We start from the raw sequence: 25,466 nt of genomic DNA on the forward strand, positions 1-25,466 counted from the left end.
CGCGTATGATTCACGGGGGTCTCGACAGGCTCGAGCCGCATACGGACTGAGTCCGGGGCGGCATGACATCAGCTCCAAGACGGAGCCACAGGAGGACGAGTGTTCAACGCCATCGGGCGGATCTTCCGCACGCCGGATCTTCGCCGCAAGCTCGGGTTCACGCTGGGCATCGTCGCCCTGTTCCGGCTCGGCTCCTTCATCCCGGCGCCGTTCGTGGACTTCAGCAACGTGCAGGCGTGTCTCGCGGCGAGCCAAGGGGCATCCGGTCTCTACGACCTCGTCAACCTCTTCTCGGGCGGCGCGCTGCTGCAGCTGTCGATCTTCGCGCTCGGCATCATGCCGTACATCACGGCGTCGATCATCGTGCAGCTGCTGCGCGTGGTCATCCCTCACTTCGAGACCCTCTACAAGGAGGGCCAGGCCGGCCAGGGCAAGCTCACGCAGTACACCCGCTACCTGACCATCGCCCTCGGCGTGCTCCAGTCGACGACCCTCATCACCGTGGCTCGCTCGGGCGCACTGTTCCCGACTGGCGCTCCCGAGTGCTCGCAGCTCATCACGAACGACGCCTGGTACGCCATGCTCCTGATGGTCATCACGATGACCGCGGGCACCGGCCTCATCATGTGGATGGGTGAGCTCATCACCGAGCGCGGCATCGGCAACGGCATGTCGCTGCTGATCTTCACGTCCATCGCGGCGCAGTTCCCCGGCTCGCTCTGGGCCATCGGCATCGCCCGCGGCTGGGACGTCTTCGGGATCGTCCTCCTGGTCGGCCTGGCGGTGGTCGTCGGCGTCGTGTTCGTCGAGCAGTCGCAACGGCGCATCCCGGTGCAGTACGCGAAGCGGATGGTCGGCCGGCGCACGTACGGCGGCAACAACACCTACATCCCGATCAAGGTCAACATGGCCGGCGTCGTGCCCGTCATCTTCGCCTCGTCGCTGCTCTACCTGCCGGCGCTCATCGCCCAGTTCAACCAGCCGGCCGCCGGTGAAGAGCCGCAGCCCTGGGTCGTGTGGATCACGAACTACCTCACCAAGGGCGACCACCCGCTCTACATGCTCCTCTACTTCCTGCTCATCGTCGGGTTCACGTACTTCTACGTGGCGATCACGTTCAACCCCGACGAGGTCTCCGAGAACATGAAGAAGTACGGCGGCTTCATCCCCGGCATCCGTGCCGGGCGCCCGACGGCCGAGTACCTCGACTACGTGCTCACCCGCATCACGCTGCCCGGCTCGTTCTACCTCGGCGCGATCGCGCTGCTGCCGCTCATCGCGTTCAGCCTCGTGGGGGCGAACTCGAACTTCCCGTTCGGCGGCGCCTCGATCCTGATCATCGTCGGCGTCGGCCTCGAGACGGTGAAGCAGATCGACGCCCAGCTCCAGCAGCGTCACTACGAGGGGCTCCTCCGATGACGGGGTCGGCCACCGGCTCCGCGCGGTTCCTGATCGTCGGCCCCCAGGGGTCGGGCAAGGGCACCCAGGGCGTCCTCGTCGCCGAGGCCTTCGGCGTTCCCGCGATCTCCACGGGCGATGTCTTCCGCGAGAACATCTCGGGCCGCACCGAGCTCGGCTCGCGGGTACAGGCGATCGTCGAGGCCGGGGATCTCGTACCCGACGAGCTCACCTGCGAGCTCGTGCGCGACCGGCTCGCGCAGCCTGACGCCGCGCGCGGCTTCCTGCTCGACGGGTTCCCCCGCAACCGCGCCCAGGTCGCCGACCTCGAGGAGTTCCTGGCCGGTCGCGACGAGGCGCTCGACGCGGTCATCGAGCTCAGCGTGCCGCGTGACGAGAGCATCTCCCGGCTGCGCCAGCGGGCGATCGACCAGGGCCGCACCGACGACACCGAACAGGTGATCGCGAATCGCCTCGCGATCTACGAGCGTGAGACCGCCCCGATCCTCGAGGAGTACCGCGGAAAGGGCCTCGTCGTGCAGGTCGACGGCGTCGGCACCCTGGACGAGGTCACCGAGCGCATCTTCGACGCGCTCGCCGACCGTGGCCTTCGCGCCACCGGCGACGGCGGCAACGGCGCGGCTGCCTGAGCCGGCGTGTTCCGTCGCTCGATCTACAAGTCCCCGGCTGAACTCCGCTCGATGATGGCCGCCGGTGCGGCAACCGCGGCGGCGCTCGACGAGGCACGTCGCCTGCTCGCCCCCGGCGTGACGCCGCTCGAGCTCGATGCGGCCGCCGAGCGCGTGATCCGGGGCCTCGGCGGGATCCCGAACTTCCAGCTGGTGCCCGGATACCGGCACACGCTGTGCGTCTCGGTCGACGACGACGTCGTGCACGGCATCCCCGGAGACCGCGCATTCCGCCCCGGGGACATCGTCTCCGTCGACGGCGGCGCGGAGGTGGACGGCTGGAACGGCGACGCCGCGTTCACCGTGGTGCTGCCCGACCCCTCGCGGCCAGACGTGGTGGCGGCGCGGGAGCTCCTCTCCTCGGTGACCGAGGCGGCGCTCTGGCGCGGCATCGCGACGCTCGCGCACGCGCGGCATCTCAACGAGGTCGGGGCCGCCATCGAGGAGCACGTCCACGATGCCGGCGACTACGGCATCCTCACCGATTACGTCGGTCACGGCATCGGCCGCACCATGCACGAGGAACCCCCGGTCTTCAACTACCGGGTCGACCGCAAGGGCCCGACCGTGAAGCCCGGCCTGGTCGTCGCGATCGAGCCGATGGTGGTCGCCGGCGACCTCGAGACCTTCGTCCGCGACGACGAGTGGACGGTCACCACCGCCGACGGGGCCGACTCCGCGCATTGGGAGCACTCGGTCGCCGTGCACGAGGGCGGCATCTGGGTGCTCACCGCCGAGGACGGCGGCGCGGCGGGCCTCGCACCCTTCGGCGTCGTCCCGGTCCCGTTCGCCTAGCGGGAGCCGGGAGGCCGGCGCCGTCAGGCGCCGTCAGGCGCTGTCAGGCGCCGTGAGGTTCCATGAGTCGGGCGAGCTCGACGAGCAGTCCGGGGTAGTCCGTCGCGCCGCGCACCAGCCGTTGCACGTTCTCCCGCTCCGAGAATGCCTCGACGAACTGGTCGAACACCTCCTGGAACTCCGCGCGCCCGCTCTCCGAGAAGGCGATCAGGGCGACGACGTTGACGTTCACGCCACCCCAGTCGATCGGCACGTCGTCGACGGCGATGGCGATCGCCGTGCGCCGTGCGGACATGGTCATCGCGTGCGGAACGGCGAGGTGCTCCGTGAAGGCCGTCGACGACAGGCGCTCCCGGGCGAGGGCCCCCTCGACGTAGGCCTGGTCGATCACTTCGGCGCCGATCATGCGGTCGCCGAGCATCCGGATCGCACCGTCCCGATCGAGCCCGCGCAGGCCGCGCACGAACAGCTCGGGCGCGATGTACCCCGACAGGCTGGCCGCCAGTCGCGCCCGTCGCCGCGCCCGCCGCACCCGCGACACCTCCGCGCGCACGCGTTCGAGGTCGGCCTCGCTGGGGAACGGCGAGACCAGGACCATGTGCTCCGTCGGCGCGGTCGGCTCCAGCACGGCCACGAGCACGTCGGCCGACTCGGCTCCGTCGCCGGCTCGGTCGCCGTCGGCCACGACCTCCACGTCGTCGTCGACCGCCGATCGGATGCGCGCCTCGAGCGCTCGGTGCACGTCGTGGTACGCCGGTGCCGCGACCACCAGGCGCACCGTGCCGCCGCGCGACCGTCGCTGGTCCAGGTGCGCGCCCACGTGCATCGCGATGTACGCGATCTCGTCGTCGGTGACGCCGATGCCCTCGGTGCGTGCCAGCTCGCTCGCGATGTACACGGCGAGCTCGTAGATGAGCGGGTAGGCCGCCTTGATCGAGGCGGTGAGCGGGTTGCGCGAGAACTGTGCGTCCGTCGCCCGCGCCACCAGGTTGTCGACGTGCAGCGCGAGCCGATCGATGAACTCCTCGTCGTCGAGGTCGATGAGGTAGGCGGATGACGCGCTCGCGACGATGCGGCGGACGAGCGGCACCCGCGGTGAGAGCGGCCGGCCCGCGGCATCCGCTCGCGCCGTCGCGGTGGTGCGCGTCGCGGCCCGGGTCTCGAGGAGCCGGGTGAGGTGCTGGAGGTCGGCCGGGCCGATGTCGGTGCCGAAGTGCTCGCCGACGAGCCGCGCCACGAGCTCGGCGAGGGGGCCCGTGGTCGTCGGGTCCGCGGGCTCGGCGGGACTGCTGCCGTCGGCAGGGGTCGGTCCTGCCCGCGACGTCGGCTCCTGCGGCTCCTCCGTCTCCAGCGGATGGTCGGCGGCGACCCGGTCGAGCGCGATGGCGGCGTGCAGCAGCACGTCGTTGAGGCCGTACTCGTTGGGCGCGTAGCCGGCGTCGGCGAGGCCGGCGACCAGTGCGGTTCGGAAGTCGGACACCTCGGGGAAGGCGGCCCGAAGCGCGTCGAGTTCGAGCATGCCGCGCGACGACTCCTCGCGGAAGAGCGCGCCGAGCAGGCGTCGGCGCGCCGACTCGGGCCCCTCGAGGACGATGCGCGGCCCGTGCCGCACGAGGGTGAGGCCCGTGCCCTCGAGTCGGGCGCGCACCCGGCCGAGGTCGCTCTCGAACGTCGAGTCGCTGACGTGCGCCGCGGCGGCGGTCTCGTACACGTCGAGGCCGTCGGTCGCGTCGATGAGCGAGCGGATGACGCGCGCCACGCGCATCGCCGGCGTCGAGTCGCGGCGCGCCGGGGTGCGCTTGCCGGCCCAGGCCGCGCGATCGAGCCGGTAGCCGGCCGGCCCGGACTCGACGACCGTGCCGCCCCCGTTCGCCTGCGCGGCATAGCTGCGGATGGTGCGCGGGGTGACGTCGAGCCGAGCGGCGAGTTCGGCGGCGGTCGTCCAGCCGCCGGCGTGCGCGAGTGCGTCGACGAGGCGCTCCCACTTCTCGGCCACTGCAGCTCCCGGGTGTCACCGGCGCCACGCGACGCCGTGCGGTGGAGCCAGTCAACCACCGACGCGCCGTCCCGTGGCCCGATCCGCGATCGGTTTCCGGGGGTGCGGAAGCGAATCGGGTGGCTCGCAACGGGAACCGGTCGGCAGACTCGTTCCATCGCGGCGGGATGCCGTGGCCGAACGATCGACGAGGACCGGGCGAGAACCGGGCGAGGAGGCTTGGTGGTGCGCATCATCGTGGTCTGTGGCGCTGGCGCATCCAGCACCTTCATCGCCCATCGCATCCGGCGGGCCGCCTCGAACAGGGGAATCGAGGTGCGTGCGAACGCGACGAGTGAGTCACAGCTCGACGCGGCGCTCGCCGACGCGGACGTGCTCCTCGTCGGCGCCCACCTCGTCGACCGCATCGGCCAGCTGCGCGAACGCGCGGCCGCGGCATCCGTGCCGTTCGCCATCCTCACCTCGGAGGCGGCCGCCGCCCCCGACGGGGAGGACGCCCTCGACCTCGCCCTCGAGTTCGCTGGGGCGGCGTCATGAACCCGAGCACGGCGCGCGCCGCGGTTTCCACCGCAGTGGCCCCGGGCTATGGTGAACGAGGGAACGGAAGCCAGCGACGGAGACCGGAGTCATGGTGGAACGCACTGTTCGAATCGGATCGACCCACGGCCTGCACGCCCGGCCTGCGAAGCTCTTCACGCAGGCCGCTGCCGCATCCGGCGCGTCGGTCACCATCCAGAAGGCCGGCGGCGCACCCGTCAACGCGGCGAGCATCCTCGCCGTCATCGCGCAGGGCATCGACCACGGCGACGACGTCACGATCGTCGTCGACGGCGGCGACGAGTCGGCCGTGCTCGACCAGCTCGTGGAGTTGCTCAGCACCGACCACGACGAATAGCGCGCGGCATCCGTCGCCCGGGCATCCGAACGGGGAGGGCGAATGATGGAGATCAAGGGCACGGGCATCGGACAGGGTGTCGCGGTCGGACCGGTCGTGCGCATGGCCGAGGCATTGCCGGAGCCCGTCGATCGACCCAGCCACCTCGACCCCGAGCGTGAGGGCGAGCGGGCGAGGGCGTCGTTGTCGGTCGTCGCGGCGGAGCTCGCGAACCGCGGCGCGAAGGCCGGCGGTGCCGCGAAGGATGTGCTCGAGGCGCAGGCCATGATGGCCGAGGACCCGAGCCTGATCGACGAGGTCACGAAGCTGCTCGCCACGGGCAAGACCGCCGAGCGCGCCGTGTACGAGTCGTTCGCCGCGTACCGCGACCTGCTCGCCGGCATGGGCGGCTACATGGGGGAGCGTGCCGCCGACCTCGACGACATCTCGCAGCGGGTCATCGCGCACCTGCTGAAGCTCCCGGCGCCGGGCGTGCCCAACCCCGGCCATCCGTTCGTGCTCGTCGCCCGCGACCTCGCGCCGGCCGACACCGCGACCCTCGACCTCGGCCAGGTGCTCGGGCTCGTCACCGTCGACGGCGGCCCGACCTCGCACACGGCGATCCTCGCGCGTGAGAAGTCGATCGTCGCGATCGTCGGGGCGACGGATGCCGCGAGCCTCGCCGACGGCGACACCGTCGTCGTCGATGCGGCGAACGACCTCGTCATCGCCGACCCCACGCCCGACCAGGTGACCGATGCCCGGACCCGCATCGCGGAACGCGCCGCCCTGGAGGCGGCCCCGGTCACGCCGGGCGCGCTCGCCGACGGCACGCCCGTGCCGCTGCTCGCGAACCTCGGCTCCGCCGACGGCGCCGCCGAGGCGCTGCAGCTCGGCGCAGAGGGCGTCGGCTTGTTCCGCACCGAGTTCCTCTTCCTCGACGCCGATTCCGCACCGAGCGTGCGCGAGCAGCAGGAGCACTACACGCGCCTGCTCACGGCCTTCGCGGGGAAGAAGGTCGTGGTGCGCGTGCTCGACGCCGGCGCCGACAAGCCGCTGGCGTTCCTGAACGATGCGCACGAGGAGAACCCGGCCCTCGGCCTCCGCGGCATCCGAGCCCTGCGGCACTCCGAGGTCATCCTGCGCGAGCAGCTCACCGCCCTCGCCGCCGCGGATGCCGCGACCGACGCGGAGCTCTGGGTCATGGCGCCGATGATCGCCACCGTCGAGGAGACCCGCTACTTCAACGGCCTCGCCAAGGAGCTCGGCATCCGGGTCGCCGGCGTCATGGTCGAGACCCCGTCGGCCGCGCTGGTGGCCGATCGCGTGCTCGCCGCCTGCGACTTCGCCTCCATCGGCACGAACGACCTCACCCAGTACACGATGGCGGCCGATCGGCTGCTCGGCACCGTGGCCAACCTGCAGAGCCCGTGGCATCCGGCGGTGCTCCGCCTCATCGCCGACGTGGGCACGGCCGGCGCGGAGCTCGGCAAGCCCGTCGGCATCTGCGGCGAGGCCGCCGCCGACCCACTGCTCGCCGTGGTCCTCGTGGGCCTCGGCGCCACCAGCCTGTCGATGTCCCCATCGGCACTCGCAGATGTCCGCGCCTCCCTCGCGCGGTACAGCCCCGACGACGCCAAGGCGCTCGCCCGGGCAGCCCTGGCCGCTGAGGGAGCGGCCGAAGCCAAGCAGGCGGCCGTGTCCGCCGCATCCCACATCACCTCGGCGCGCACCGCCGCGCCGTGACCACGAGAGAGGCACCACCATGACAACGACGTCTGCGGACACGAAGCGGCCGGGGGGAGCACGCGTCGCAGTCCAGAGGTTCGGCACCTTCCTGTCGAGCATGATCCTGCCGAACATCGCCGCGTTCATCGCCTGGGGCATCGTGACGATGTTCTTCATCCCCGCCGGATTCACCCCGAACGAGTCGCTCGCCGAACTCGTGGGCCCGATGATCACCTACCTGCTGCCGCTGCTCATCGCCAACCAGGGCGGCCGGCTCGTCTACGACACCCGTGGCGGCGTCGTGGCGTCGATCGCGACGGTCGGCGTGATCGTCGGCACCGACATCCCGATGTTCCTCGGCGCCATGATCATGGGGCCGCTGGCGGCCTGGCTCATGAAGCAGGTCGACCGCATCTGGGAGGGCAAGATCAAGGCCGGCTTCGAGATGCTGGTGAACAACTTCTCCGCCGGCATCCTCGGCTTCGCCCTGGCGATCGCCGGCTATGTCGCCTTCGGGCCGGTGGTCGAATGGCTCAGCAACGGCCTCGAGGCCGCCGTCGACTGGCTCGTGAAGCTGTCGCTGCTGCCGCTGCTCTCGATCCTCGTCGAACCCGGCAAGGTGCTGTTCCTGAACAACGCCATCAACCACGGCGTGTTCACCCCCATCGGAACCCAGCAGGCGAGCGAGACGGGCAAGTCGATCCTCTTCCTGGTGGAGGCGAACCCCGGCCCCGGCCTCGGGATCCTGCTCGCCTTCACCTTCTTCGGCATCGGTATGGCCCGGGCGACCGCTCCCGCGGCGATCATCATCCAGTTCTTCGGCGGCATCCACGAGATCTACTTCCCGTACGTTCTGATGAAGCCGATGCTGATCATCGCCGCCATCGCGGGCGGCATGACGGGTGTCGCAACGAACGTGCTGTTCAACAGCGGCCTCCGGGCTCCGGCGGCGCCGGGCAGCATCATCGCGGTGCTCGCGCAGACCGCGCCGGACAGTTATGTCGGAGTGATCCTCTCGGTGGTGCTCGCCGCAGCCGTCTCCTTCCTCGTCGCGGCGATCATCCTCCGTGCGAGTCGGAAGCGCGATCTCGCGAAGGAGAACGCCGGTGACCTCTCGGCGGCGATCGCGCAGACCGAGGCCAACAAGGGCAAGGAGAGCGGCGTCCTGCAGAACCTCCAGGCCGAGGGCGTGGCGGCTGGCGGCGGACTCATCGCCGAAGGCGAGGAGGCGGCCTTCGAGCGCAAGCCGATCCACACGATCATCTTCGCGTGCGACGCCGGCATGGGATCGAGTGCGATGGGCGCCACGGTGCTCCGCAACAAGATCAAGAAGGCCGGCATCGACAGCGTGACGGTGACGAACAAGGCGATCGCCAACCTCACCGATGACGTCGACCTGGTCATCACGCACCAGGACCTCACGGATCGTGCCCGGCTGCAGTCGCCGAGCGCCCTGCACGTCTCGGTGGACAACTTCATGAACTCCCCGAAGTACGAGGAGATCGTGAACCTGCTGGAGTCGGAGGGCGTTCGCTGATCCATCCCGCCGCACCTGCTGCGGCACCCCGCTGTCGCGGCGACCGTCCATCCGGAGGTCGCCGCGGCACCGGCCAGTCGAATCGATCAAGAAGGAGCATCCGATGACCGAAGAGATCCTGCCCCCGGGCAACGTCCGGCTCGTCGTCCGCGCCGCGAGCCGCGACGACGCGATCCGCGAGGCGGGCGCCGTGCTCGTCGAGAGCGGCGCGGTCGACCCGGGCTACGTCGACTCGATGCTCGAGCGTGAGGGCTCCGTGTCCACGTACATGGGCAACTTCCTCGCGATCCCGCACGGCACGAACGAGGCCAAGGACCGCATCCGTCGTTCGGCGCTCTCGGTCGTGCGCTACGACGAGCCCGTCGACTGGAATGGCGAGGAGGCCAGGTTCGTGGTCGGCATCGCCGGCATCGAGAACGAGCACCTCGAGATCCTGTCGAAGATCGCGATCATCTTCTCCGACGAGGACGCCGTGCAGGAGCTCATCGCGGCGTCGACCGCGCAGGAGCTGCACGCCCTGCTCTCCGAGGTCAACGACTCGTGAAGGCGGTGCACTTCGGCGCCGGCAACATCGGGCGCGGATTCGTCGGCCTCCTGCTCCACGACGCGGGCTACGAGGTCGTGTTCGCCGACGTGAACGCCGAGCTCATCGATGCGCTCTCGGCGTCCGACCACTACACGGTGCACGAGGTCGGCGCGGGGGCTCGCGACCTCGTCGTCGACGGCTATCGCGCGATCAACAGCCAGACGGATGCCGCGGCGCTGGTCGACGAACTCGTGACGGCCGACGTGGCGACGACCGCCGTGGGCCCGAGCATCCTGCGGTTCATCGCCCCGCACCTCGTCATGGCGCTGCGGGCCCGACCGGCGGATGCCCCGCCGCTCGTCATCATGGCGTGCGAGAACGCGATCAACGCCACCGACCTCCTGCGCGACGAGATCGCCTCGCTGTCCAGTCCCGAGGAGTGGCCGTCGCTCAGCGCAAGGGCGGTGTTCGCGAACACCGCGGTGGATCGGATCGTGCCGGGCCAGGCGCCCGACGCGGGCCTCGACGTCACCGTCGAGACGTTCTTCGAGTGGGCGATCGAGCGACCGCCGTTCGGCGAGGAGGCGCCCGCGATCCCCGGTGCGCACTTCGTCGACGACCTCGCGCCCTACATCGAACGCAAGCTCTTCACCGTGAACACGGGCCACGCGGCGACCGCGTACTTCGGCTTCCTCGCCGGGCACGCCCGGATCAGCGACGCGCTCGCGGATCCCGACGTGGCGGCGGCCGTCGAGCGGGTGCTGGGGGAGACGTCCGCGCTCATCACGGCGAAGCACGACTTCACCGAGGAGGAGCAGGCGACGTACCGAGCGACCATCCTCGAGCGCTTCCGCAACCCCGAGCTGCCCGACACCGTCGAACGGGTGGGGCGGCAGCCGCTGCGCAAGCTGGGCCGCCACGAGCGCTTCGTCGGCCCCGCGGCCGACCTCGCCGAGCTCGGCCGGCCCGTCGACGGACTGCTCGCCGCGGTCGGCGCGGCGCTGCGCTTCGACGTCCCGGCCGACCCCGAGAGCGTCGAGCTCCGCGAACTGCTCGACCGCAGCGAGCCCGCCGCGTTCGTGCACGAAGTCACCGGCATCGCCTCGCGGCATCCGCTCGAGGCGGGCCTCGTCGAGGTCACGACAGCGGCGAAGCGCTCGCGGTAGAGCCCACCGTCAGGTCCGTGGTCGGGCGCCGTGGCGCCCCGGCGCGTCATCCGCGGCCTCGACTGGCGAAACGCCCCGGAATCACCTATAGTTGACCCTTGGTGTTCTGCACGCCTGCTTCGGCATGCCCGACGAGTGATCGTCGGTCGCGAACACATCGCACGACCAGCATCCCAACCTTAAAGCGATAGTGAGGCTATGGCCAAGAAAGACGGCGTCATCGAGATCGAAGGCTCGGTTGTCGAGGCCCTCCCGAACGCGATGTTCCGGGTGGAACTCACGAACGGGCACAAGGTCCTCGCGCACATCTCCGGAAAGATGCGCCAGCACTACATCCGCATCCTTCCCGAGGACCGCGTGATCGTGGAGCTGAGCCCATACGACCTCACGCGCGGGCGAATCGTCTACCGCTACAAGTAAGGGCAGCTGGAAAGTAACGGCCCGCGGCATCCCGCGGGTACGAAGACAGCGAACTCCAAGGAACAACAATGAAGGTCAACCCCTCCGTCAAGCGCATCTGCGACAAGTGCAAGGTCATCCGTCGCCACGGCAACGTCATGGTGATCTGCGAGAACCCGCGCCACAAGCAGCGCCAGGGCTAGTCGCGAAGGCTTCGGGGCGCACCTCGCGTGCGCCCCGCTCCCACAACTGAACACCGCAACGGCAGCGCCAGAACCACGACATACGGATGTCGCGGGGACACCTCGGGTCGGAGGCCCGGGCACCGGCGTTGCTCCACACCTCCACTTCGAAACAGGAGAAGCCAACATGGCACGTCTGGCAGGAGTCGACATCCCGCGCGAGAAGCGCGTGGAGATCGCACTGACCTACATCTACGGCGTCGGGCGCACCCGTGCGCTGCAGACGCTCGCGGAGACCGGCATCAGCGGAGACATCCGCGTGAAGGACCTCAGCGACGACCAGCTCGTCGCGCTCCGCGACTACATCGAGGGCAACTTCAAGGTCGAGGGTGACCTCCGCCGTGAAGTGGCCGCCGACATCCGCCGCAAGGTCGAGATCGGATCCTACGAGGGCCTGCGCCACCGTCGCGGCCTCCCGGTCCGCGGCCAGCGCACCAAGACCAACGCTCGTACCCGCAAGGGCCCGAAGCGCACCGTTGCCGGCAAGAAGAAGCCCGGCCGCAAGTAACCGCTCGTTCGCCAGATACAGGAGATTTCACACATGGCAGCACCCAAGGCGGCTACTCGCAAGCCGCGCAAGAAGGAAAAGAAGAACGTCGCCGTGGGCCAGGCCCACATCAAGTCGACCTTCAACAACACCATCGTCTCGATCACCGACACCAACGGTGCCGTGATCAGCTGGGCTTCCTCCGGCGGCGTGGGCTTCAAGGGCTCGCGCAAGTCGACCCCGTTCGCCGCGCAGCTGGCCGCCGAGTCGGCCGCCCGCCAGGCGCAGGAGCACGGCATGAAGAAGGTCGACGTCTTCGTCAAGGGCCCCGGCTCGGGCCGTGAGACCGCGATCCGCTCGCTCCAGGCCGCGGGCCTCGAGGTCGGCAGCATCAACGACGTGACGCCCCAGGCGCACAACGGATGCCGCCCGCCCAAGCGCCGCCGCGTCTGACCCTTCCGTCCTGCGGACCGGGGAGCCAGGCCGTCGCGGGAACAGAAAGGATACCACGAAGCTCATATAGCGGACACCCTGCCGAAAGGAATCCACAGTGCTGATCGCACAGCGCCCGACGCTCACCGAAGAGAACATCTCGGAGTTCCGTTCGCGTTTCGTGATCGAGCCCCTCGAGCCGGGCTTCGGTTACACCCTGGGCAACTCGCTCCGTCGCACCCTCCTCTCCTCGATCCCCGGCGCAGCCGTGACGAGCATCCGCATCGACGGCGTGCTCCACGAGTTCTCGACCGTTCCGGGCGTGAAGGAGGATGTCACCGAGATCATCCTCAACATCAAGAACCTCGTCGTCTCGAGCGAGCACGACGAGCCCATCACCGCCTACCTGCGCAAGCAGGGCGCCGGTGAGGTCACGGCCGCTGACATCTCCGCTCCGGCCGGTGTCGAGGTGCACAACCCCGAGCTCGTGATCGCCACGCTCAACGACTCGGCGAAGTTCGAGCTCGAGCTCACGATCGAGCGCGGCCGCGGCTACGTGTCGGCCAGCCAGAACCGCAACGAGTACTCCGAGGCGGGCCAGATCCCGGTCGACTCGATCTACTCGCCGGTGCTCAAGGTCACCTACCGCGTCGAGGCCACCCGTGCCGGCGAGCGCACCGACTTCGACCGCCTCGTGGTCGACGTCGAGTCGAAGCCGGCCATCACCCCGCGCGACGCCATCGCGTCGGCGGGTCGCACGCTCACCGAGCTGTTCGGCCTCGCCCGCGAGCTGAACGTCGCGGCCGAGGGCATCGAGATCGGCCCCGCGCCGGTCGACGCCGTGCTCTCCAGCGAGCTCTCGATCCCCATCGAGGACCTCGACCTGTCGGTGCGCAGCTACAACTGCCTGAAGCGCGAGGGCATCAACACGGTGTCGGAGCTCGTCGCCCTGTCGGAGTCGCAGCTCATGAACATCCGCAACTTCGGCCAGAAGTCGGTGGATGAGGTCAAGGACAAGCTCACCGAGATGGGTCTTTCCCTGAAGGACTCTGTGCCCGGATTCGACGGCGCCCACTTCTACACGGGCTTCGACGACGAGAACTAGTCGACCGCCCGCCGTACTGACACCCCACCACTGGAGATAACGAACCATGCCGAAGCCCACCAAGGGCCCCCGCCTCGGAGGCGGACCCGCGCACGAGCGGCTCTTGCTCGCGAACCTCGCCGCAGCGCTCTTCACGCACAAGCGCATCACCACCACCGAGACCAAGGCCAAGCGCCTGCGTCCCCTCGCCGAGCGTCTCGTGACGTTCGCGAAGCGCGGTGACCTGCACGCCCGCCGTCGCGTCCTCGGCGTGATCGGCGACAAGGCCGTCGTGCACGAACTGTTCGCGATCATCGCGCCGCAGGTCGCCGACCGCCAGGGCGGCTACACCCGCATCACGAAGATCGGCAACCGCAAGGGCGACAACGCGCCCATGGCGGTCATCGAGCTCGTGCTCGAGCCCGTGACCCCGAAGCAGCGCGCCGCCAAGCCGGCCGCCGACGAGGCTCCCGCCGCCGAGCCCGAGGTCGAGTCGACCGACGAGGTCGTGACCGAGGCCGAGGCCGCGGTCGACGAGGCCGCCGGCGCCGAGGCGTCCGAGGAGTCGACCGAGGAGCCCGCCGAGGTCAAGTAGCCTCGCAACGCTCGAGAACGGCCCCGGTGCACTGCACCGGGGCCGTTCGTCGTCCCGGCCGAGCGTCGCTCTAGGCTGGTCGTATGCCCGAGTACGAGACCGTCGTCGACGAGACGGATGCCGCGGCATCCGTCGTGCGCGTGCGCCTCGGCATCGCCTACGACGGCACCGACTTCAACGGCTGGAGCCGGCAGCCGGGCCTCCGCACCGTGCAGGGCGTGCTCGAGGAGGCGCTCGCGACGCTCTTCCGCCGCACGGGCGCCGTGCCGCGGCTCACCGTCGCCGGACGCACCGACGCGGGCGTGCACGCGCTCGGCCAGGTCGCCCACCTCGACGTGCCCGAGGCGGCGCTCGCCGTGGTCGCGCGACCGCGACGAGGCAAGGACGAGGATGCCACGCCCGAGCAGACCCTGGCCCGCCGCCTCACGGGCATCCTGGGTGCCGACGCCGATGTCGTGGTCACGCACGCCGAGCGCGCGCCGGCCGGGTTCGACGCGCGCTTCTCGGCGATCTGGCGACGCTACGAGTACCGCGTGGCCGACGCAGCCTCCCAACGCGATCCCCTCGCACGGCGACGCACCGCCGGCCGTCCGAAGCGCCTCGACGAGCGGGCGATGGATGCCGCGGCCGCCTCGCTCGTGGGCCTGCACGACTTCGCGGCGTTCTGCCGCCCGCGCGAGGGCGCGACCACCATCCGCACCCTGCAGGCCTACGGGTGGACGCGCGCGTCCGACGGCGTGCTCGTGGCCTCCCTCCAGGCCGACGCCTTCTGCCACTCGATGGTTCGCGCGCTCGTCGGCGCGTGCGTCGCGGTGGGGGAGGGGCGGCTCGACCAGGCACAACCCGAGGCGCTGCTGCACGCGGCCGAACGCACGAGCGCGTTCACGGTCATGCCGGCCAAGGGCCTCGTGCTGACCGAGGTCGGCTATCCCGACGACGCGGAGCTCGAAGCGCGGGCCGCGCAGACGCGGCGACGTCGCGAATTGCATGCCGAGGGCATCGTCGGCTAAGCTACCTCTTTGGTGCCGCCATCTGCGCCGGCACCCGAAGATGAGCCCTCCACCAGGGCGTTCGCTCGCATCGCGGGCGAACTCCCCCCGGAGTGGGATTCACGAACCCCTCTCTCGACCAGAAAGCAGCACTTCCGTGACGCGCACCTACACTCCCAAGTCGAACGAGATCCAGCGTGACTGGGTCGTCATCGACGCCACCGACATCGTGCTCGGCCGCCTCGCCAGCCACTCGGCTGCGCTCCTGCGCGGCAAGCACAAGGCGATCTTCGCGAACCACGTCGACACCGGTGACTTCGTCATCATCGTGAACGCCGACAAGGTGGCCCTCACCGGCCAGAAGCTCGAGCAGAAGAAGGCCTACCGCCACTCGGGGTACCCGGGCGGCCTGAAGGCCGTCACCTACGCCGAGCTCCTCGAGAAGAACCCCGTCCGGGCCGTCGAGAAGGCGATCCGCGGCATGCTCCCGAAGAACTCCCTCGGTCGCGCCCAGCTCAAGAAGCTCAAGGTCTACGCCGGCCCCGAGCACCCCCACGCGGCGCAGCAGCCCAAGCCGTACACCCTCACCCAGGTCGCCCAGTAACTTCCGGCACCCTCGACGTTCTCGAAATAAGGATTCACACCAAAATGGCGAAGATCGCAGACCAGATCGAAGCGGCTCCCGAGAGCTACACGACCGAGAGCACCCCCTCGGCCGCACCCACCACTCCCCGCCCCGTGCTCAACGTGTCGGGCGCGGCCGTCGGTCGTCGCAAGCAGGCCATCGCCCGCGTGCGCATCGCCCCCGGCGCCGGCGGCATCACGGTCAACGGCCGTGAGTTCGCGGACTACTTCCCCAACAAGCTGCACCAGCAGCTCATCACCGACCCGTTCACCGTGCTCGAGCTCTCCGGCTCGTACGATGTGATCGCCCGCATCACCGGCGGCGGCCCCTCGGGCCAGGCCGGTGCGCTGCGCCTCGCGATCGCCCGTGCGCTCAACGAGATCGACCGCGAGAACAACCGCGCGACCCTGAAGAAGGCCGGCTTCCTCACTCGTGACGCCCGCGTCATCGAGCGCAAGAAGGCCGGTCTCAAGAAGGCCCGCAAGGCGCCTCAGTTCTCGAAGCGCTGATCCGGGCCTCCGGTTCTCCGTATGCCTCGGCTCTTCGGAACCGACGGGGTCCGGGGCCTCGCCAACCGTGATCTCACGGCTGACCTGGCCCTGGGCCTCGCCCAGGCGGCTGCCGCCGTCCTCACGCAGGGGCGGCACGCCGACGAATTGCGCGCCACCGGTCGACGGCCGGTCGCCGTGGTCGCGCGCGACCCGCGCGTCTCGGGCGAGTTCCTCATCGCCGCGGTCGCGGCCGGACTCGCCAGCTCCGGGGTCGACGTGCTCGACGCCGGGGTCATCCCGACGCCGGCGACCGCCTTCCTGATCGACTCGATCGGCGCGGACTTCGGCGTGATGATCTCCGCCTCGCACAATCCGGCCCCCGACAACGGGATCAAGTTCTTCTCGTTCGGCGGCACGAAGCTCCCCGACGAGGTCGAGGACCGCATCGAGTCCCACCTCGGCAAGCCGAAGCTGGCCCCCGTCGGCGACGGCGTCGGCCGTATCCGCCGGTTCTCCGACGCCGAGGACCGCTACGTGGTCCACCTGCTCGGCACCCTCCCCAACCGTCTCGACGGCCTGCACGTCGTGCTCGACTGCGCCCACGGCGCCGCCGCCGGCGTCTCGCCGGAGACCTTCCGCGATGCGGGTGCGACCGTCACCGTGATCGGTGCCGATCCCGACGGCATGAACATCAACGACGGTGTCGGCTCCACCCATCTCGGCCTGCTCCAGGCGGCGGTGCGCGAGCACGGCGCCGACCTCGGCATCGCCCACGACGGCGACGCCGATCGCTGCCTCGCCGTCGATGCCGACGGCAATGTCGTCGACGGCGACCAGATCATGGCGATCCTGGCCGTGTCGATGCACGAACGCGGCACCCTCACCGACGACACGCTCGTCGTCACGGTGATGTCGAACCTCGGCCTGCGACGCGCGATGGCCGAACGCGGCATCCGGGTCATCGAGACGAAGGTCGGCGATCGCTACGTGCTCGAGGCGCTCGGAGCCGAGAAGCTCGCCCTGGGCGGCGAGCAGTCGGGCCACGTCATCATGACCGAGTTCGCCACGACGGGCGACGGGGTCCTGACCGGCCTGCACCTGGCCGCCGAGATGGCCCGCACGGGGCGTACCCTCGCCGAGCTGGCGTCGGTCATGACCGTGTACCCGCAGGTCCTCGTGAACGTGCGCGGGGTCGACCACCACGGGCTCCACGACGACGCGCAGGTCGCGGCGGCGGTCGCGGCCGCGGAGGCCGAGCTCGGCGACACCGGTCGCGTGCTGCTGCGCCCGTCGGGCACCGAGCCGATGGTCCGGGTCATGGTCGAGGCCGCCGACCAGGACACGGCCGAGCGTCACGCCGCCGCACTGGCCGACGTCGTGCGCGAGCGACTCACGGTCTGACGCCGCGGCCGCTCACGCGGTCGGCTGGACGGGCATCGCCCGGCGCGGTCAGAGCTTGCGGAGCAGCACGCTCGACACGGTGTGGTCGGCGCTCTTGCGGAGTACGAGCGACGCCCGCGAGCGGGTCGGCCGGATGTTCTGCAGCAGGTTCGGCTCGTTGATCGACCGCCAGATGTCGCCCGCCCGCTGGCGCGCCTCGGCCTCGGTCAGGCTCGCGTACCGGTGGAAGTAGGATCGCGGGTTCGAGAACGCGCCGCGCTGCAGCTTGAGGAAGCGTTCCTCGTACCAGCGCGCGATGTCGCTGGTGCGCGCGTCGACGTAGATGCTGAAGTCGAAGAGGTCGCTGACGGCGAGGCGGTGCCCCGGCCCGGGCGGCTGCAGCACGTTGAGGCCCTCGATGATGAGCACGTCGGGACGGCGCACGGTGACCTGCGCGTCGGGCACGATGTCGTAGGCGAGGTGGGAGTAGAACGGCGCTCGCACCTCGGCGGCGCCCGCCTTGACCTCGCTGACGAACCGCAGGAGCGCCCGTCGGTCGTACGACTCGGGGAAGCCCTTGCGTGCCATGAGGCCGCGACGCTCGAGCTCGGCGTTGGGGAACAGGAAGCCGTCGGTGGTCACGAGCTCGACGCGCGGCGTGTGCTCCCACCTGGCGAGCAGTTCGCGGAGGAGCCGCGCGATCGTCGACTTGCCCACCGCCACCGATCCCGCCACGCCGATCACGAAGGGCGTCGCCTCGACGCGTTCGCGCAGGAACTCGCTCGTCACGTCGTGCAGCGACTTCGTACCGCCGACGTAGAGGTTGAGCAGGCGGCTCAGGGGCAGGTACACCTCGGCGACCTCGCGGAGGTCCAGCGGCTCGCCGAGTCCGCGCAGTTGGACGATCTCGGTCTCGCGCAGCGGCGAGGGGATCGATGGGGCGAGCGCGGCCCAGTCCGCCCGGCCGAGTTCGATGAAGGGCGAGATCTGCGCGACGTGCGACGACGGGCTCTGCGGATCCAGCACCGTGTCAGTCTAGTGAGCGGCCCGCGGCATCCGACGCCGGGAAGGCGCGCAGGCGACCACGGGTAGGATCGAGCCCATGTGTGGAATTGTCGGTTACGTCGGCGAGCGCAACAGCCTCGACGTGCTCATGGGCGGCCTTCGCCGCCTCGAATATCGCGGATACGACTCGGCGGGAGTCGCGATCGTCGATGACGACGGCGTCATCGAGACCGCCAAGCGCGCGGGCAAGCTGCAGGTGCTCGCCGACGACCTCGAGGCGTCGCCGCTGCACCGCGGTGGCACCGGCATCGGCCACACCCGCTGGGCCACGCACGGCGGACCGACCGATCGGAACGCGCACCCGCACCTGGGCGACGACGGCCGTCTCGCCCTCATCCACAACGGCATCATCGAGAACTTCTCCGAACTGAAGGACGAGCTCCTCGCCGAGGGCTATGTCTTCGAGAGCGAGACCGACACCGAGGTCGCCGCCGTGCTGCTCGGCCGTGAGTACCGCCGTGTCGGCGAGCTCACCGAGGCGTTCCGCGCGACCGTGTCGCGCCTCGACGGGGCGTTCACGCTGCTGGCCGTGCACCGCGACCAGCCGGGTGTCGTCGTCGGCGCCCGACGCAACTCGCCCCTCGTCATCGGCCTCGGCGACGGCGAGAACTTCCTGGGCTCGGATGTCGCCGCCTTCGTCGAGTTCACCAAGCGCGCCGTGGCCATCGGCCAGGACCAGATCGTCACCATCACCGCCGACGACGTCACGGTCACCGACTTCGCGGGCGAGCCCGTCGAGGTGGAGCCGTTCGACGTGGCGTGGGACGCGTCCGCCGCCGAGAAGGGCGGCTGGTCCTCGTTCATGCGCAAGGAGGTGTCGGAACAGCCCGACGCGGTGGCCAACACGCTGCGCGGTCGCATCAGCGAGGGACAGGTGCACATCCCCGAGCTCGACTCCTTCGGAGACGAGGAGCTTCGCGCCATCCGTCGCATCACCGTGATCGCGTGCGGCACGGCGGCCTACGCCGGCATGGTCGCGAAGTACGCCATCGAGCAGTGGGCCAGGGTTCCCGTCGAGGTCGAGCTCAGCCACGAGTTCCGCTACCGGGAGCCGGTGCTCGACGAGGGCACGCTGGTGGTCTCCATCAGCCAGTCGGGCGAGACCATGGACACCCTCATGGCGGTGAAGTACGCCCGCGAGATGGGGGCGCGCACGATCTCGATCTGCAACACCCAGGGCGCGACGATCCCCCGCGAGTCCGACGCCGTCGTCTACACGCACGCCGGCCCCGAGGTCGCCGTCGCGTCGACGAAGGCCTTCGTCGCGCAGATCGCCGCGCTCTACCTGTTCGGCCTGCACCTGGCGCGTGTGCGCGGCACGCTGACCGACGAGGAGCTCGGTGTGCAGCTCGCCGAGCTGCAGGCGGTTCCCGAGAAGCTCGAGACGGTGCTCGGCCAGTCCGAGCGGGTCGGCCAGCTGGCGCACTGGATGGCCGACACCCGCTCCGTCCTGTTCCTCGGCCGGCACGTCGGCTACCCCATCGCGCTCGAGGGTGCGCTGAAGCTCAAGGAGCTCGCGTACATCCACGCAGAGGGCTTCGCCGCCGGCGAGCTGAAGCACGGCCCCATCGCCCTCATCGAGCCCGGCCAGCCGGTCTTCGTCGTCGTGCCGAGCCCGCGCGGCTCGGCCAACCTGCACCCGAAGGTCGTGTCGAACATCCAGGAGATCCGTGCCCGCGGCGCCCGCGTGATCGCGATCGCCGAGGCGGGCGACGCCGCGGTGCTGCCGTTCGCCGACGAGGTCATCCGGATCCCGCTCGCCGCTCCCCTCTTCGAGCCGCTCCTCGCGGTGGTGCCGCTGCAGGTCTTCGCGATGGAGCTCGCACAGGCGAAGGGCCTCGACGTCGACCAGCCCCGCAACCTGGCCAAGTCCGTGACGGTGGAATGACCCGGGAGCAGGAGGCGCCGTGATCGTCGGCATCGGCATCGACGTGGTCGACATCGCTCGGTTCGAGCGCTCGATCACGCGCACGCCGGCGCTCGTCGAGCGACTGTTCGCCGAGAGCGAACGCGGCCGGCCGGCGCGGTCGCTCGCCGCGCGGTTCGCGGCGAAGGAGTCGCTCATCAAGGCGCTCGGCGGCCACGCCGTCATCCGCTGGCACGAGATGCGGGTGGTGCAGGACGCGGACGGCAACCCCGACTTCGCCCTGTCGGGCGGCCTCGCCGAGCATGTCCGTCGCCTCGGCATCGACCACGTGCACCTCTCGATGAGCCACGATGCGGGCATCGCCAGCGCGTTCGTGGTGCTCGAGTCCGCGGGTGGCGGTTCGCAATGACGTCAATCGCCGAGCCGGCGCCGGATGCCGCGGCGCGGCCGTTCCGCGAGGCCGTCGTCGACCTGGGTGCGGTCGAGCACAACGTACGCGTCCTGGCTGACCGTATGGCACCCGCCGAGGTGATGGCGGTGGTCAAGGCGAACGCCTACGGCCACGGTGCCGTCGCCTGCGCGCGGGCCGCGCTCGCCGGAGGGGCGACGCGCCTCGGCGTGGCCGACCTCGATGAGGCGCTCGAACTCCGGGACGCGGGCATCGAGGCGTCGATCCTCGCCTGGCTGCACGACCCCGACGCCGACTTCGGGCGCGCGGTCGCCGCCGGCGTCGAGATCGGCGTCTCGAGTTCCGAGCAGCTCGAGCGCGCCGCCGCCGCGGGACCCGCCCGCGTGCACCTGAAGATCGACACGGGGCTCAGCCGGAACGGCGTGCCCGAGTCCGAGTGGCGCGACGTCGTCGCTCGTGCCGCCGAGCTCGAGCACGCGGGCGCGATCAGCGTCGTGGGCATCTTCAGCCATTTCGCGAACACCTCCCGCGACGTGGATGCCGCACAGCTCGCCGTCTTCGAGCGGGCGCTCGCCGAGGCCGAACGGGCCGGCCTGCGACCGGACGTGCGGCACATCGCGTCGTCCGAGCAGGCCATCCGCGACCCGCGGTCGCGCTACGAGCTCGTGCGCATCGGCATCGGCACCTACGGGCTCACGCCGTTCGGCGACGGCACGACCGCCGCGGACCTCGGACTCACCCCGGCGATGACGCTGCGCACGCGCGTGGCGGCGGTCCGCCGTGTCGAGGAGGGTGCCGGCGCCTCGTACGCGCACATCTGGCACGCCGAGCGTCCGACGACCCTCGCGCTCGTGCCGCTCGGCTACGCGGACGGCATCCCACGCCATGCCTCGGGCGGCGGCGCCGAGGTGCTGATCGGCGGCACGCGTCGACCGGTGGTCGGCCGGATCGCCATGGACCAGTTCGTCGTCGATGTCGGCGACGATGCGGTCTCGGTCGGCGACGAGGTCGTCGTCTTCGGCGACCCCGCGACCGGCGCGCCCACCGCCGACGAGTGGGCCGCGGCATCCGGCACCATCGGCTACGAGATCGTCACCCGCATCGGTCCGCGCGTCGGCCGCACCTACCTGGGCGCGGCGCCGGGCGAGGCCGCGTGATGGAGGTGCACGCCCCGGACGCCGACGCGATGGAGGCGTTCGGCCGCGAGCTCGCCGCCGACCTCCGCGCGGGCGACCTCGTGCTCCTGACCGGCCCGCTCGGCGCGGGTAAGACGACCCTCACGCGCGGCATCGGCGATGGCCTCGGCGTCCGGGGCCCGGTGCAGAGCCCGACGTTCGTGCTGGCACGCACCCACCCGAACCTGGCCCGCGGTCCGTCGCTCGTGCACGTCGACGCCTACCGGCTCGGCAGCGCAGCCCTGCTCGACGACCTCGACCTCGACTTCGACCACGCGGTCGTCGTGGTCGAGTGGGGTGCCGGGCTCCTCGACGATGCCGGCGAGTCGTGGCTCGAGGTCGTCATCGAGCGACCCACCGGTGCGGCGGGCGACGGCACGGGTGTCGGTGACGCCACGGATGCCGCCGACGCGGAGCTCCTCGGCGCCGATGAGCCGCGCGTGCTCGACGTCCGGGGGTACGGGCCCCGCTGGGCCGGAACCCGGTTCGCGGTCGGCCGGTAGGCTGGAACCATGCTGCTCGCGATCGACACGTCGACGGGCACGAGTGTCGCCGTCGTCGACCGCGACCGCGGGGTGATCGCCGAGACGGGCACCGGCGACACGATGCGGCATGCCGAGGTCGTCGGCGGGTTCATCCGCGAGGCGATGGATGCCGCGGGCGTGCGCCCGGGCGACCTCTCCGGCGTCGCCGGCGGCATGGGGCCGGGGCCGTTCACGGGCCTTCGGGTCGGCATCGCCGCTGCGCACGCCTTCGCGGTGGGAATCCGCCGCCCCTTCGTGCCTGTACCGAGCCACGATGCGGTCGCCTGGGCCTGGTACCGCGCAGGGGGCGCCGGACGCCTCCAGGTCGTGACCGACGCCCGCCGCCGGGAGTTCGCGGTCTCCGACTACGACGGGCTCGACCCCGACGGACTCCCGCGCCGCGCCGGTGGCCCGGCGCTGAGCCCGCGCGACGCGGTTCCGCAGACGCCGGGCACTCGCCTCGACGCGCACCTCGTTCCCGCCGGCGGGATCGGCATGCTGGCCGAGCTGGCGTTCGCGGCCCGGCGCCTGCCGCTGGCCGATGACGTGCCGCTCTACCTCCGTGCGCCCGACGTGACGCCCTCGGCCGGCAAGCGGGTGCTGCAGTGAGCGTGTTCATGCGCCGTGCGAAGCTCCACGACCTCGACGCGATCATGCGGCTCGAGCGCGAGACCTTCGTGAACGACGCGTGGCCCGAGGCCGCCATGCGCCGCGAGCTCGAGGGGCCGCACGGCTACTACCTCGTCGCGGTCGACGAGGACGAGGAGGAACCCGAGCGCCGCCTGCTGGGCTACGCGGGACTGCTCGCGCCGTCGGGCAGCGGCCAGGGCGACATCCAGACCATCGCGGTCGCGCGGTTCGCGCGTGGGATCGGCCTCGGCCGTGGCCTGATGCACGCGCTCATCACGCAGGCCCGCCGCCGCCACGTCGCGGAGCTCTTCCTCGAAGTGCGTGCCGACAACCCGATCGCCCGCTCGCTCTACGAGTCGCTCGGATTCGTCGAGATCGGCGTGCGCCGGGGCTACTACCAGCCCGACAACGTCGACGCGATCGCCATGCGCCTGCAGGTCCCGGCCGCGGTGACCGGGCCCGCGGCATCCGGAGCGTCATCGGGCACCGCCGATGGGGGTGTCGCGTGAACCGCGAGGCGCCGCTCGTGCTCGGCATCGAGACGTCCTGCGACGAGACCGGCATCGGCATCGTGCGCGGCACCACGCCCCTCGCCAATGTCATCGCCTCCTCGATGGAGGAGCACGCGCGCTACGGCGGCGTGGTTCCCGAGGTCGCGGCACGCGCGCACCTCGAGGCGCTGGGGCCGACGATCGCGGCGGCGCTCGCCGAGGCCGAGGTCGAGCTCGCCGATGTGGACGCGGTGGCCGTCACGAGCGGTCCGGGGCTCGCCGGCGCGCTCATGGTCGGCGTCGGCGCGGCCAAGGCGCTCTCGCTCGCGCTGGAGAAGCCGATCTACGCCGTGAACCATCTCGTCGGCCACGTCGGCGCCGACCTCCTCGACGACGAGGCGCCGCTCGAGACCCCGACCGTGGCGCTGCTCGTCTCGGGAGGCCACACGTCGCTCCTCCTCGTGCGCGACCTGGTCGCCGATGTCGAGCTGCTCGGCGAGACCATCGACGACGCCGCGGGCGAGGCCTTCGACAAGGTCGCGCGCCTGCTCGGCCTGCCGTACCCCGGCGGACCCGAGATCGACCGCGCGGCGCTCGGAGGCGATCCCACGGCGATCCGGTTCCCCCGTGGGCTCACCCTGCCCAAGGACCTCGTGGCGCATCGCTACGACTTCAGCTTCTCGGGGCTGAAGACGGCGGTGGCCCGCTGGGTCGAGCAACGCGAGGCGGCCGGTGAGCCTGTGCCCGTCGCCGACGTGGCCGCGAGCTTCCGGGAGGCCGTCGTCGACGTCCTGGTCGGCAAGGCCGTCGCCGCGTGCAACGACCTGGGGGTGCCGCGCCTGCTCCTCGGGGGCGGGGTCGTGGCGAACGCGCGACTCCGCGAGGTGGCCGAGCAGCGGGCGGATGCCGCGGGCATCGCGCTGCGGGTCCCGCCGCTGTCACTCTGCACCGACAACGGCGCCATGATCGCCGCCCTGGGCGCGCAGCTCATCATGGCGGGCCACGCTCCCTCGCAGCTCGGCTTCGGTGCCGACTCGACGCTGCCGGTCACCGACATCCAGGTCTGACCGGGCGGCTTCGAAGGCTGCGTTCCGCCTGCCCATCGCGCTAGTGTGTGAAACGGAGACCGCGGTGCCGTGAGGCGAGCGCCGCCGCGCCGCCACAGCGGCGTGTGGAACATCCGATCTGCAGCATCGAGGGGAACACCGACCGTGACCGATCCGAACCTTCCCGAGCAGCCGGGCACTCCGGTGCCCCCGCCGCCGCCGCCTGGGCCTGCCCCGGCCCACGGTGCGGTCCCGCCGGCGGCGCCCGCCCCGTCGTACCCGCAGCCCGCCACGGCGTATGGCCAGCCGCCGGCCACCAAGACGAACACGCTGGCGATCGTCTCGCTCGTCGCGTCGATCGCCGGCATCGTGATCCTGTGGGGCATCGGCTCCATCGCCGCGGTGATCTGCGGGCACATCTCGCTGAGCCAGATCAAGAAGACCGGCGAGCAGGGCCGCGGCATGGCCCTCGCCGGCCTCATCATCGGCTACGCCGGCATCGTCCTGGCCATCATCGGCGTGATCGTCGCGGTCGCGCTGAGCGCGTGGCTCGTCACCTACTACGGCACGACAGGCGACCTTCAGTACTGAGCAGTCGCGGCATCCGCACCACCGATCGAGAAGGACGTACTCATGAGTGACCCCAGGAACCCCGACGAGCCGACCGTGCCGGCGGAGCCGGCGGTGCCGGTCGAGCCGACCGAACCCGTGGTGCCCCCGGCGCCGGTGGAGCCCACGGCTCCCTCGGAGCCCGAGCCCACCTTCCCGGCGCCCGAGGAGCCGACCGCCCCGGGCATGCCGTCCGCGCCCGAGGCGCCGCCCGTGG

General features: G+C 70.9%; 29 protein-coding genes and 1 pseudogene. 28 read left to right on the forward strand and 2 right to left on the reverse strand.

Going from position 1 to position 25,466, the window contains the following annotated elements:
* Positions 1-99: 99 nt before the first annotated feature.
* Genes secY through map form a run of 3 tightly spaced genes read left to right on the forward strand, consistent with a single transcriptional unit; the run spans position 100 to position 2,882 of the window.
* Positions 100-1,419: a preprotein translocase subunit SecY gene (gene secY / locus AC1DZA_RS02820; protein WP_309977325.1), complete on the forward strand. Its 1,320-nt coding sequence runs from the start codon at positions 100-102 to the stop codon at positions 1,417-1,419.
* Positions 1,416-2,048 carry an adenylate kinase gene (locus tag AC1DZA_RS02825; protein WP_476771604.1) on the forward strand — a complete coding sequence of 211 codons (633 nt, stop codon included), beginning with the start codon at positions 1,416-1,418 and terminating at the stop codon, positions 2,046-2,048. The genes secY and AC1DZA_RS02825 overlap by 4 nt, the downstream gene beginning before the upstream one ends.
* 6 nt (positions 2,049-2,054) lie before the next feature.
* Positions 2,055-2,882: a type I methionyl aminopeptidase gene (map, locus tag AC1DZA_RS02830; protein WP_476771605.1), complete on the forward strand. Its 828-nt coding sequence runs from the start codon at positions 2,055-2,057 to the stop codon at positions 2,880-2,882.
* Between the two features lie 43 nt (positions 2,883-2,925).
* On the opposite strand, the gene AC1DZA_RS02835 is transcribed toward map, so the two are convergent.
* The gene (locus AC1DZA_RS02835) at positions 2,926-4,878 is read right to left on the reverse strand and encodes a BglG family transcription antiterminator (protein ID WP_476771606.1); all 1,953 of its coding nucleotides are present in this window, start codon (positions 4,876-4,878) and stop codon (positions 2,926-2,928) included.
* Positions 4,879-5,100: 222 nt separating this feature from the next.
* On the opposite strand from AC1DZA_RS02835, the gene AC1DZA_RS02840 reads away from it, so the two are divergent.
* From AC1DZA_RS02840 to glmM, 16 genes are all read left to right on the forward strand, one after another.
* Complete coding sequence (locus AC1DZA_RS02840) at positions 5,101-5,415, forward strand: PTS sugar transporter subunit IIB (protein WP_309977333.1); 315 nt, start codon at positions 5,101-5,103, stop codon at positions 5,413-5,415.
* A 91-nt stretch (positions 5,416-5,506) separates the two neighbouring features.
* Positions 5,507-5,773 (forward strand): HPr family phosphocarrier protein, encoded by a 267-nt coding sequence (locus AC1DZA_RS02845; RefSeq protein WP_476760850.1) that lies wholly within the window; start codon positions 5,507-5,509, stop codon positions 5,771-5,773.
* 42 nt (positions 5,774-5,815) lie between these two features.
* A complete protein-coding gene (gene ptsP, locus AC1DZA_RS02850) occupies positions 5,816-7,498 on the forward strand; it encodes a phosphoenolpyruvate--protein phosphotransferase (protein ID WP_476771607.1) in 1,683 nt (560 codons plus the stop codon).
* Positions 7,499-7,517: 19 nt separating this feature from the next.
* Positions 7,518-9,017: a PTS mannitol transporter subunit IIBC gene (locus tag AC1DZA_RS02855; RefSeq protein ID WP_476771608.1), complete on the forward strand. Its 1,500-nt coding sequence runs from the start codon at positions 7,518-7,520 to the stop codon at positions 9,015-9,017.
* Positions 9,018-9,120: 103 nt separating this feature from the next.
* Positions 9,121-9,561, forward strand: a complete 441-nt coding sequence (locus AC1DZA_RS02860; protein ID WP_476771609.1) for a PTS mannitol transporter subunit IIA — start codon at positions 9,121-9,123, stop codon at positions 9,559-9,561.
* On the forward strand, positions 9,558-10,709 hold the full coding sequence (locus AC1DZA_RS02865; RefSeq protein ID WP_476771610.1) for a mannitol-1-phosphate 5-dehydrogenase: 1,152 nt from the start codon (positions 9,558-9,560) through the stop codon (positions 10,707-10,709). The genes AC1DZA_RS02860 and AC1DZA_RS02865 overlap by 4 nt, the downstream gene beginning before the upstream one ends.
* A 198-nt stretch (positions 10,710-10,907) precedes the next feature.
* On the forward strand, positions 10,908-11,129 hold the full coding sequence (gene infA / locus AC1DZA_RS02870) for a translation initiation factor IF-1 (protein WP_021759551.1): 222 nt from the start codon (positions 10,908-10,910) through the stop codon (positions 11,127-11,129).
* Positions 11,130-11,197: 68 nt separating this feature from the next.
* Positions 11,198-11,311 carry a 50S ribosomal protein L36 gene (rpmJ, locus tag AC1DZA_RS02875; protein WP_129520984.1) on the forward strand — a complete coding sequence of 38 codons (114 nt, stop codon included), beginning with the start codon at positions 11,198-11,200 and terminating at the stop codon, positions 11,309-11,311.
* A gap of 166 nt (positions 11,312-11,477) precedes the next feature.
* Positions 11,478-11,858: a 30S ribosomal protein S13 gene (gene rpsM / locus AC1DZA_RS02880; RefSeq protein WP_159605227.1), complete on the forward strand. Its 381-nt coding sequence runs from the start codon at positions 11,478-11,480 to the stop codon at positions 11,856-11,858.
* Positions 11,859-11,891: 33 nt separating this feature from the next.
* Complete coding sequence (gene rpsK / locus AC1DZA_RS02885; RefSeq protein WP_159605229.1) at positions 11,892-12,290, forward strand: 30S ribosomal protein S11; 399 nt, start codon at positions 11,892-11,894, stop codon at positions 12,288-12,290.
* 97 nt (positions 12,291-12,387) lie between these two features.
* The gene (locus AC1DZA_RS02890; RefSeq protein ID WP_130353495.1) at positions 12,388-13,374 is read left to right on the forward strand and encodes a DNA-directed RNA polymerase subunit alpha; all 987 of its coding nucleotides are present in this window, start codon (positions 12,388-12,390) and stop codon (positions 13,372-13,374) included.
* A 46-nt stretch (positions 13,375-13,420) separates the two neighbouring features.
* Complete coding sequence (rplQ, locus tag AC1DZA_RS02895; protein WP_476771611.1) at positions 13,421-13,948, forward strand: 50S ribosomal protein L17; 528 nt, start codon at positions 13,421-13,423, stop codon at positions 13,946-13,948.
* Positions 13,949-14,031: 83 nt separating this feature from the next.
* The gene (truA, locus tag AC1DZA_RS02900; protein ID WP_476771612.1) at positions 14,032-14,958 is read left to right on the forward strand and encodes a tRNA pseudouridine(38-40) synthase TruA; all 927 of its coding nucleotides are present in this window, start codon (positions 14,032-14,034) and stop codon (positions 14,956-14,958) included.
* A 136-nt stretch (positions 14,959-15,094) separates the two neighbouring features.
* A complete protein-coding gene (gene rplM / locus AC1DZA_RS02905; protein WP_476771613.1) occupies positions 15,095-15,541 on the forward strand; it encodes a 50S ribosomal protein L13 in 447 nt (148 codons plus the stop codon).
* Positions 15,542-15,585: 44 nt separating this feature from the next.
* The gene (rpsI, locus tag AC1DZA_RS02910) at positions 15,586-16,071 is read left to right on the forward strand and encodes a 30S ribosomal protein S9 (RefSeq protein ID WP_159606543.1); all 486 of its coding nucleotides are present in this window, start codon (positions 15,586-15,588) and stop codon (positions 16,069-16,071) included.
* A gap of 21 nt (positions 16,072-16,092) precedes the next feature.
* The gene (gene glmM / locus AC1DZA_RS02915; protein WP_476771614.1) at positions 16,093-17,454 is read left to right on the forward strand and encodes a phosphoglucosamine mutase; all 1,362 of its coding nucleotides are present in this window, start codon (positions 16,093-16,095) and stop codon (positions 17,452-17,454) included.
* Between the two features lie 48 nt (positions 17,455-17,502).
* Here the strand turns inward: glmM and coaA are convergent, their stop codons facing one another.
* Complete coding sequence (gene coaA / locus AC1DZA_RS02920) at positions 17,503-18,459, reverse strand: type I pantothenate kinase (protein WP_476761656.1); 957 nt, start codon at positions 18,457-18,459, stop codon at positions 17,503-17,505.
* Positions 18,460-18,535: 76 nt separating this feature from the next.
* Here coaA and glmS point away from each other — a divergent pair, with 76 nt between their 5' ends.
* The 9 genes and pseudogenes from glmS to AC1DZA_RS02965 form a co-directional block, all read left to right on the forward strand.
* A complete protein-coding gene (gene glmS / locus AC1DZA_RS02925; protein WP_476771615.1) occupies positions 18,536-20,386 on the forward strand; it encodes a glutamine--fructose-6-phosphate transaminase (isomerizing) in 1,851 nt (616 codons plus the stop codon).
* A gap of 19 nt (positions 20,387-20,405) precedes the next feature.
* On the forward strand, positions 20,406-20,774 hold the full coding sequence (locus AC1DZA_RS02930) for a holo-ACP synthase (RefSeq protein ID WP_476771616.1): 369 nt from the start codon (positions 20,406-20,408) through the stop codon (positions 20,772-20,774).
* Positions 20,771-21,931, forward strand: coding sequence for an alanine racemase (gene alr, locus AC1DZA_RS02935; RefSeq protein WP_476771617.1), 1,161 nt, complete (start codon positions 20,771-20,773; stop codon positions 21,929-21,931). Before AC1DZA_RS02930 ends, alr begins: the two co-directional genes overlap by 4 nt.
* Complete coding sequence (tsaE, locus tag AC1DZA_RS02940; RefSeq protein ID WP_476771618.1) at positions 21,931-22,452, forward strand: tRNA (adenosine(37)-N6)-threonylcarbamoyltransferase complex ATPase subunit type 1 TsaE; 522 nt, start codon at positions 21,931-21,933, stop codon at positions 22,450-22,452. The genes alr and tsaE overlap by 1 nt, the downstream gene beginning before the upstream one ends.
* A 9-nt stretch (positions 22,453-22,461) precedes the next feature.
* A complete protein-coding gene (gene tsaB, locus AC1DZA_RS02945; RefSeq protein WP_476771619.1) occupies positions 22,462-23,082 on the forward strand; it encodes a tRNA (adenosine(37)-N6)-threonylcarbamoyltransferase complex dimerization subunit type 1 TsaB in 621 nt (206 codons plus the stop codon).
* Entirely contained in the window at positions 23,079-23,612 is a 534-nt protein-coding gene (gene rimI, locus AC1DZA_RS02950) for a ribosomal protein S18-alanine N-acetyltransferase (protein ID WP_476761650.1), read from the forward strand. The genes tsaB and rimI overlap by 4 nt, the downstream gene beginning before the upstream one ends.
* On the forward strand, positions 23,609-24,661 hold the full coding sequence (gene tsaD / locus AC1DZA_RS02955; protein WP_476771620.1) for a tRNA (adenosine(37)-N6)-threonylcarbamoyltransferase complex transferase subunit TsaD: 1,053 nt from the start codon (positions 23,609-23,611) through the stop codon (positions 24,659-24,661). The genes rimI and tsaD overlap by 4 nt, the downstream gene beginning before the upstream one ends.
* 144 nt (positions 24,662-24,805) lie before the next feature.
* Positions 24,806-25,231, forward strand: a complete 426-nt coding sequence (locus tag AC1DZA_RS02960) for a DUF4190 domain-containing protein (RefSeq protein ID WP_476771621.1) — start codon at positions 24,806-24,808, stop codon at positions 25,229-25,231.
* Positions 25,232-25,273: 42 nt separating this feature from the next.
* Positions 25,274-25,466: pseudogene (locus AC1DZA_RS02965) on the forward strand (hypothetical protein); the annotation flags it as partial.

This window comes from Agromyces sp. P2_B3, from assembly GCF_056404815.1.

Bases quoted from the DNA above. Each gene is read 5' to 3' on its own strand.
- AC1DZA_RS02845 (WP_476760850.1), top strand. From the start codon at position 5,507: ATGGTGGAACGCACTGTTCGAATCGGATCGACCCACGGCCTGCACGCC.
- infA (WP_021759551.1), top strand. From the start codon at position 10,908: ATGGCCAAGAAAGACGGCGTCATCGAGATCGAAGGCTCGGTTGTCGAG.
- rpmJ (WP_129520984.1), top strand. From the start codon at position 11,198: ATGAAGGTCAACCCCTCCGTCAAGCGCATCTGCGACAAGTGCAAGGTC.
- rplQ (WP_476771611.1), top strand. From the start codon at position 13,421: ATGCCGAAGCCCACCAAGGGCCCCCGCCTCGGAGGCGGACCCGCGCAC.
- AC1DZA_RS02855 (WP_476771608.1), top strand. From the start codon at position 7,518: ATGACAACGACGTCTGCGGACACGAAGCGGCCGGGGGGAGCACGCGTC.
- rpsK (WP_159605229.1), top strand. From the start codon at position 11,892: ATGGCAGCACCCAAGGCGGCTACTCGCAAGCCGCGCAAGAAGGAAAAG.
- alr (WP_476771617.1), top strand. From the start codon at position 20,771: ATGACGTCAATCGCCGAGCCGGCGCCGGATGCCGCGGCGCGGCCGTTC.
- tsaE (WP_476771618.1), top strand. From the start codon at position 21,931: ATGGAGGTGCACGCCCCGGACGCCGACGCGATGGAGGCGTTCGGCCGC.
- AC1DZA_RS02860 (WP_476771609.1), top strand. From the start codon at position 9,121: ATGACCGAAGAGATCCTGCCCCCGGGCAACGTCCGGCTCGTCGTCCGC.
- glmS (WP_476771615.1), top strand. From the start codon at position 18,536: ATGTGTGGAATTGTCGGTTACGTCGGCGAGCGCAACAGCCTCGACGTG.
- AC1DZA_RS02825 (WP_476771604.1), top strand. From the start codon at position 1,416: ATGACGGGGTCGGCCACCGGCTCCGCGCGGTTCCTGATCGTCGGCCCC.
- rpsM (WP_159605227.1), top strand. From the start codon at position 11,478: ATGGCACGTCTGGCAGGAGTCGACATCCCGCGCGAGAAGCGCGTGGAG.
- glmM (WP_476771614.1), top strand. From the start codon at position 16,093: ATGCCTCGGCTCTTCGGAACCGACGGGGTCCGGGGCCTCGCCAACCGT.
- ptsP (WP_476771607.1), top strand. From the start codon at position 5,816: ATGATGGAGATCAAGGGCACGGGCATCGGACAGGGTGTCGCGGTCGGA.
- tsaB (WP_476771619.1), top strand. From the start codon at position 22,462: ATGCTGCTCGCGATCGACACGTCGACGGGCACGAGTGTCGCCGTCGTC.
- rpsI (WP_159606543.1), top strand. From the start codon at position 15,586: ATGGCGAAGATCGCAGACCAGATCGAAGCGGCTCCCGAGAGCTACACG.
- truA (WP_476771612.1), top strand. From the start codon at position 14,032: ATGCCCGAGTACGAGACCGTCGTCGACGAGACGGATGCCGCGGCATCC.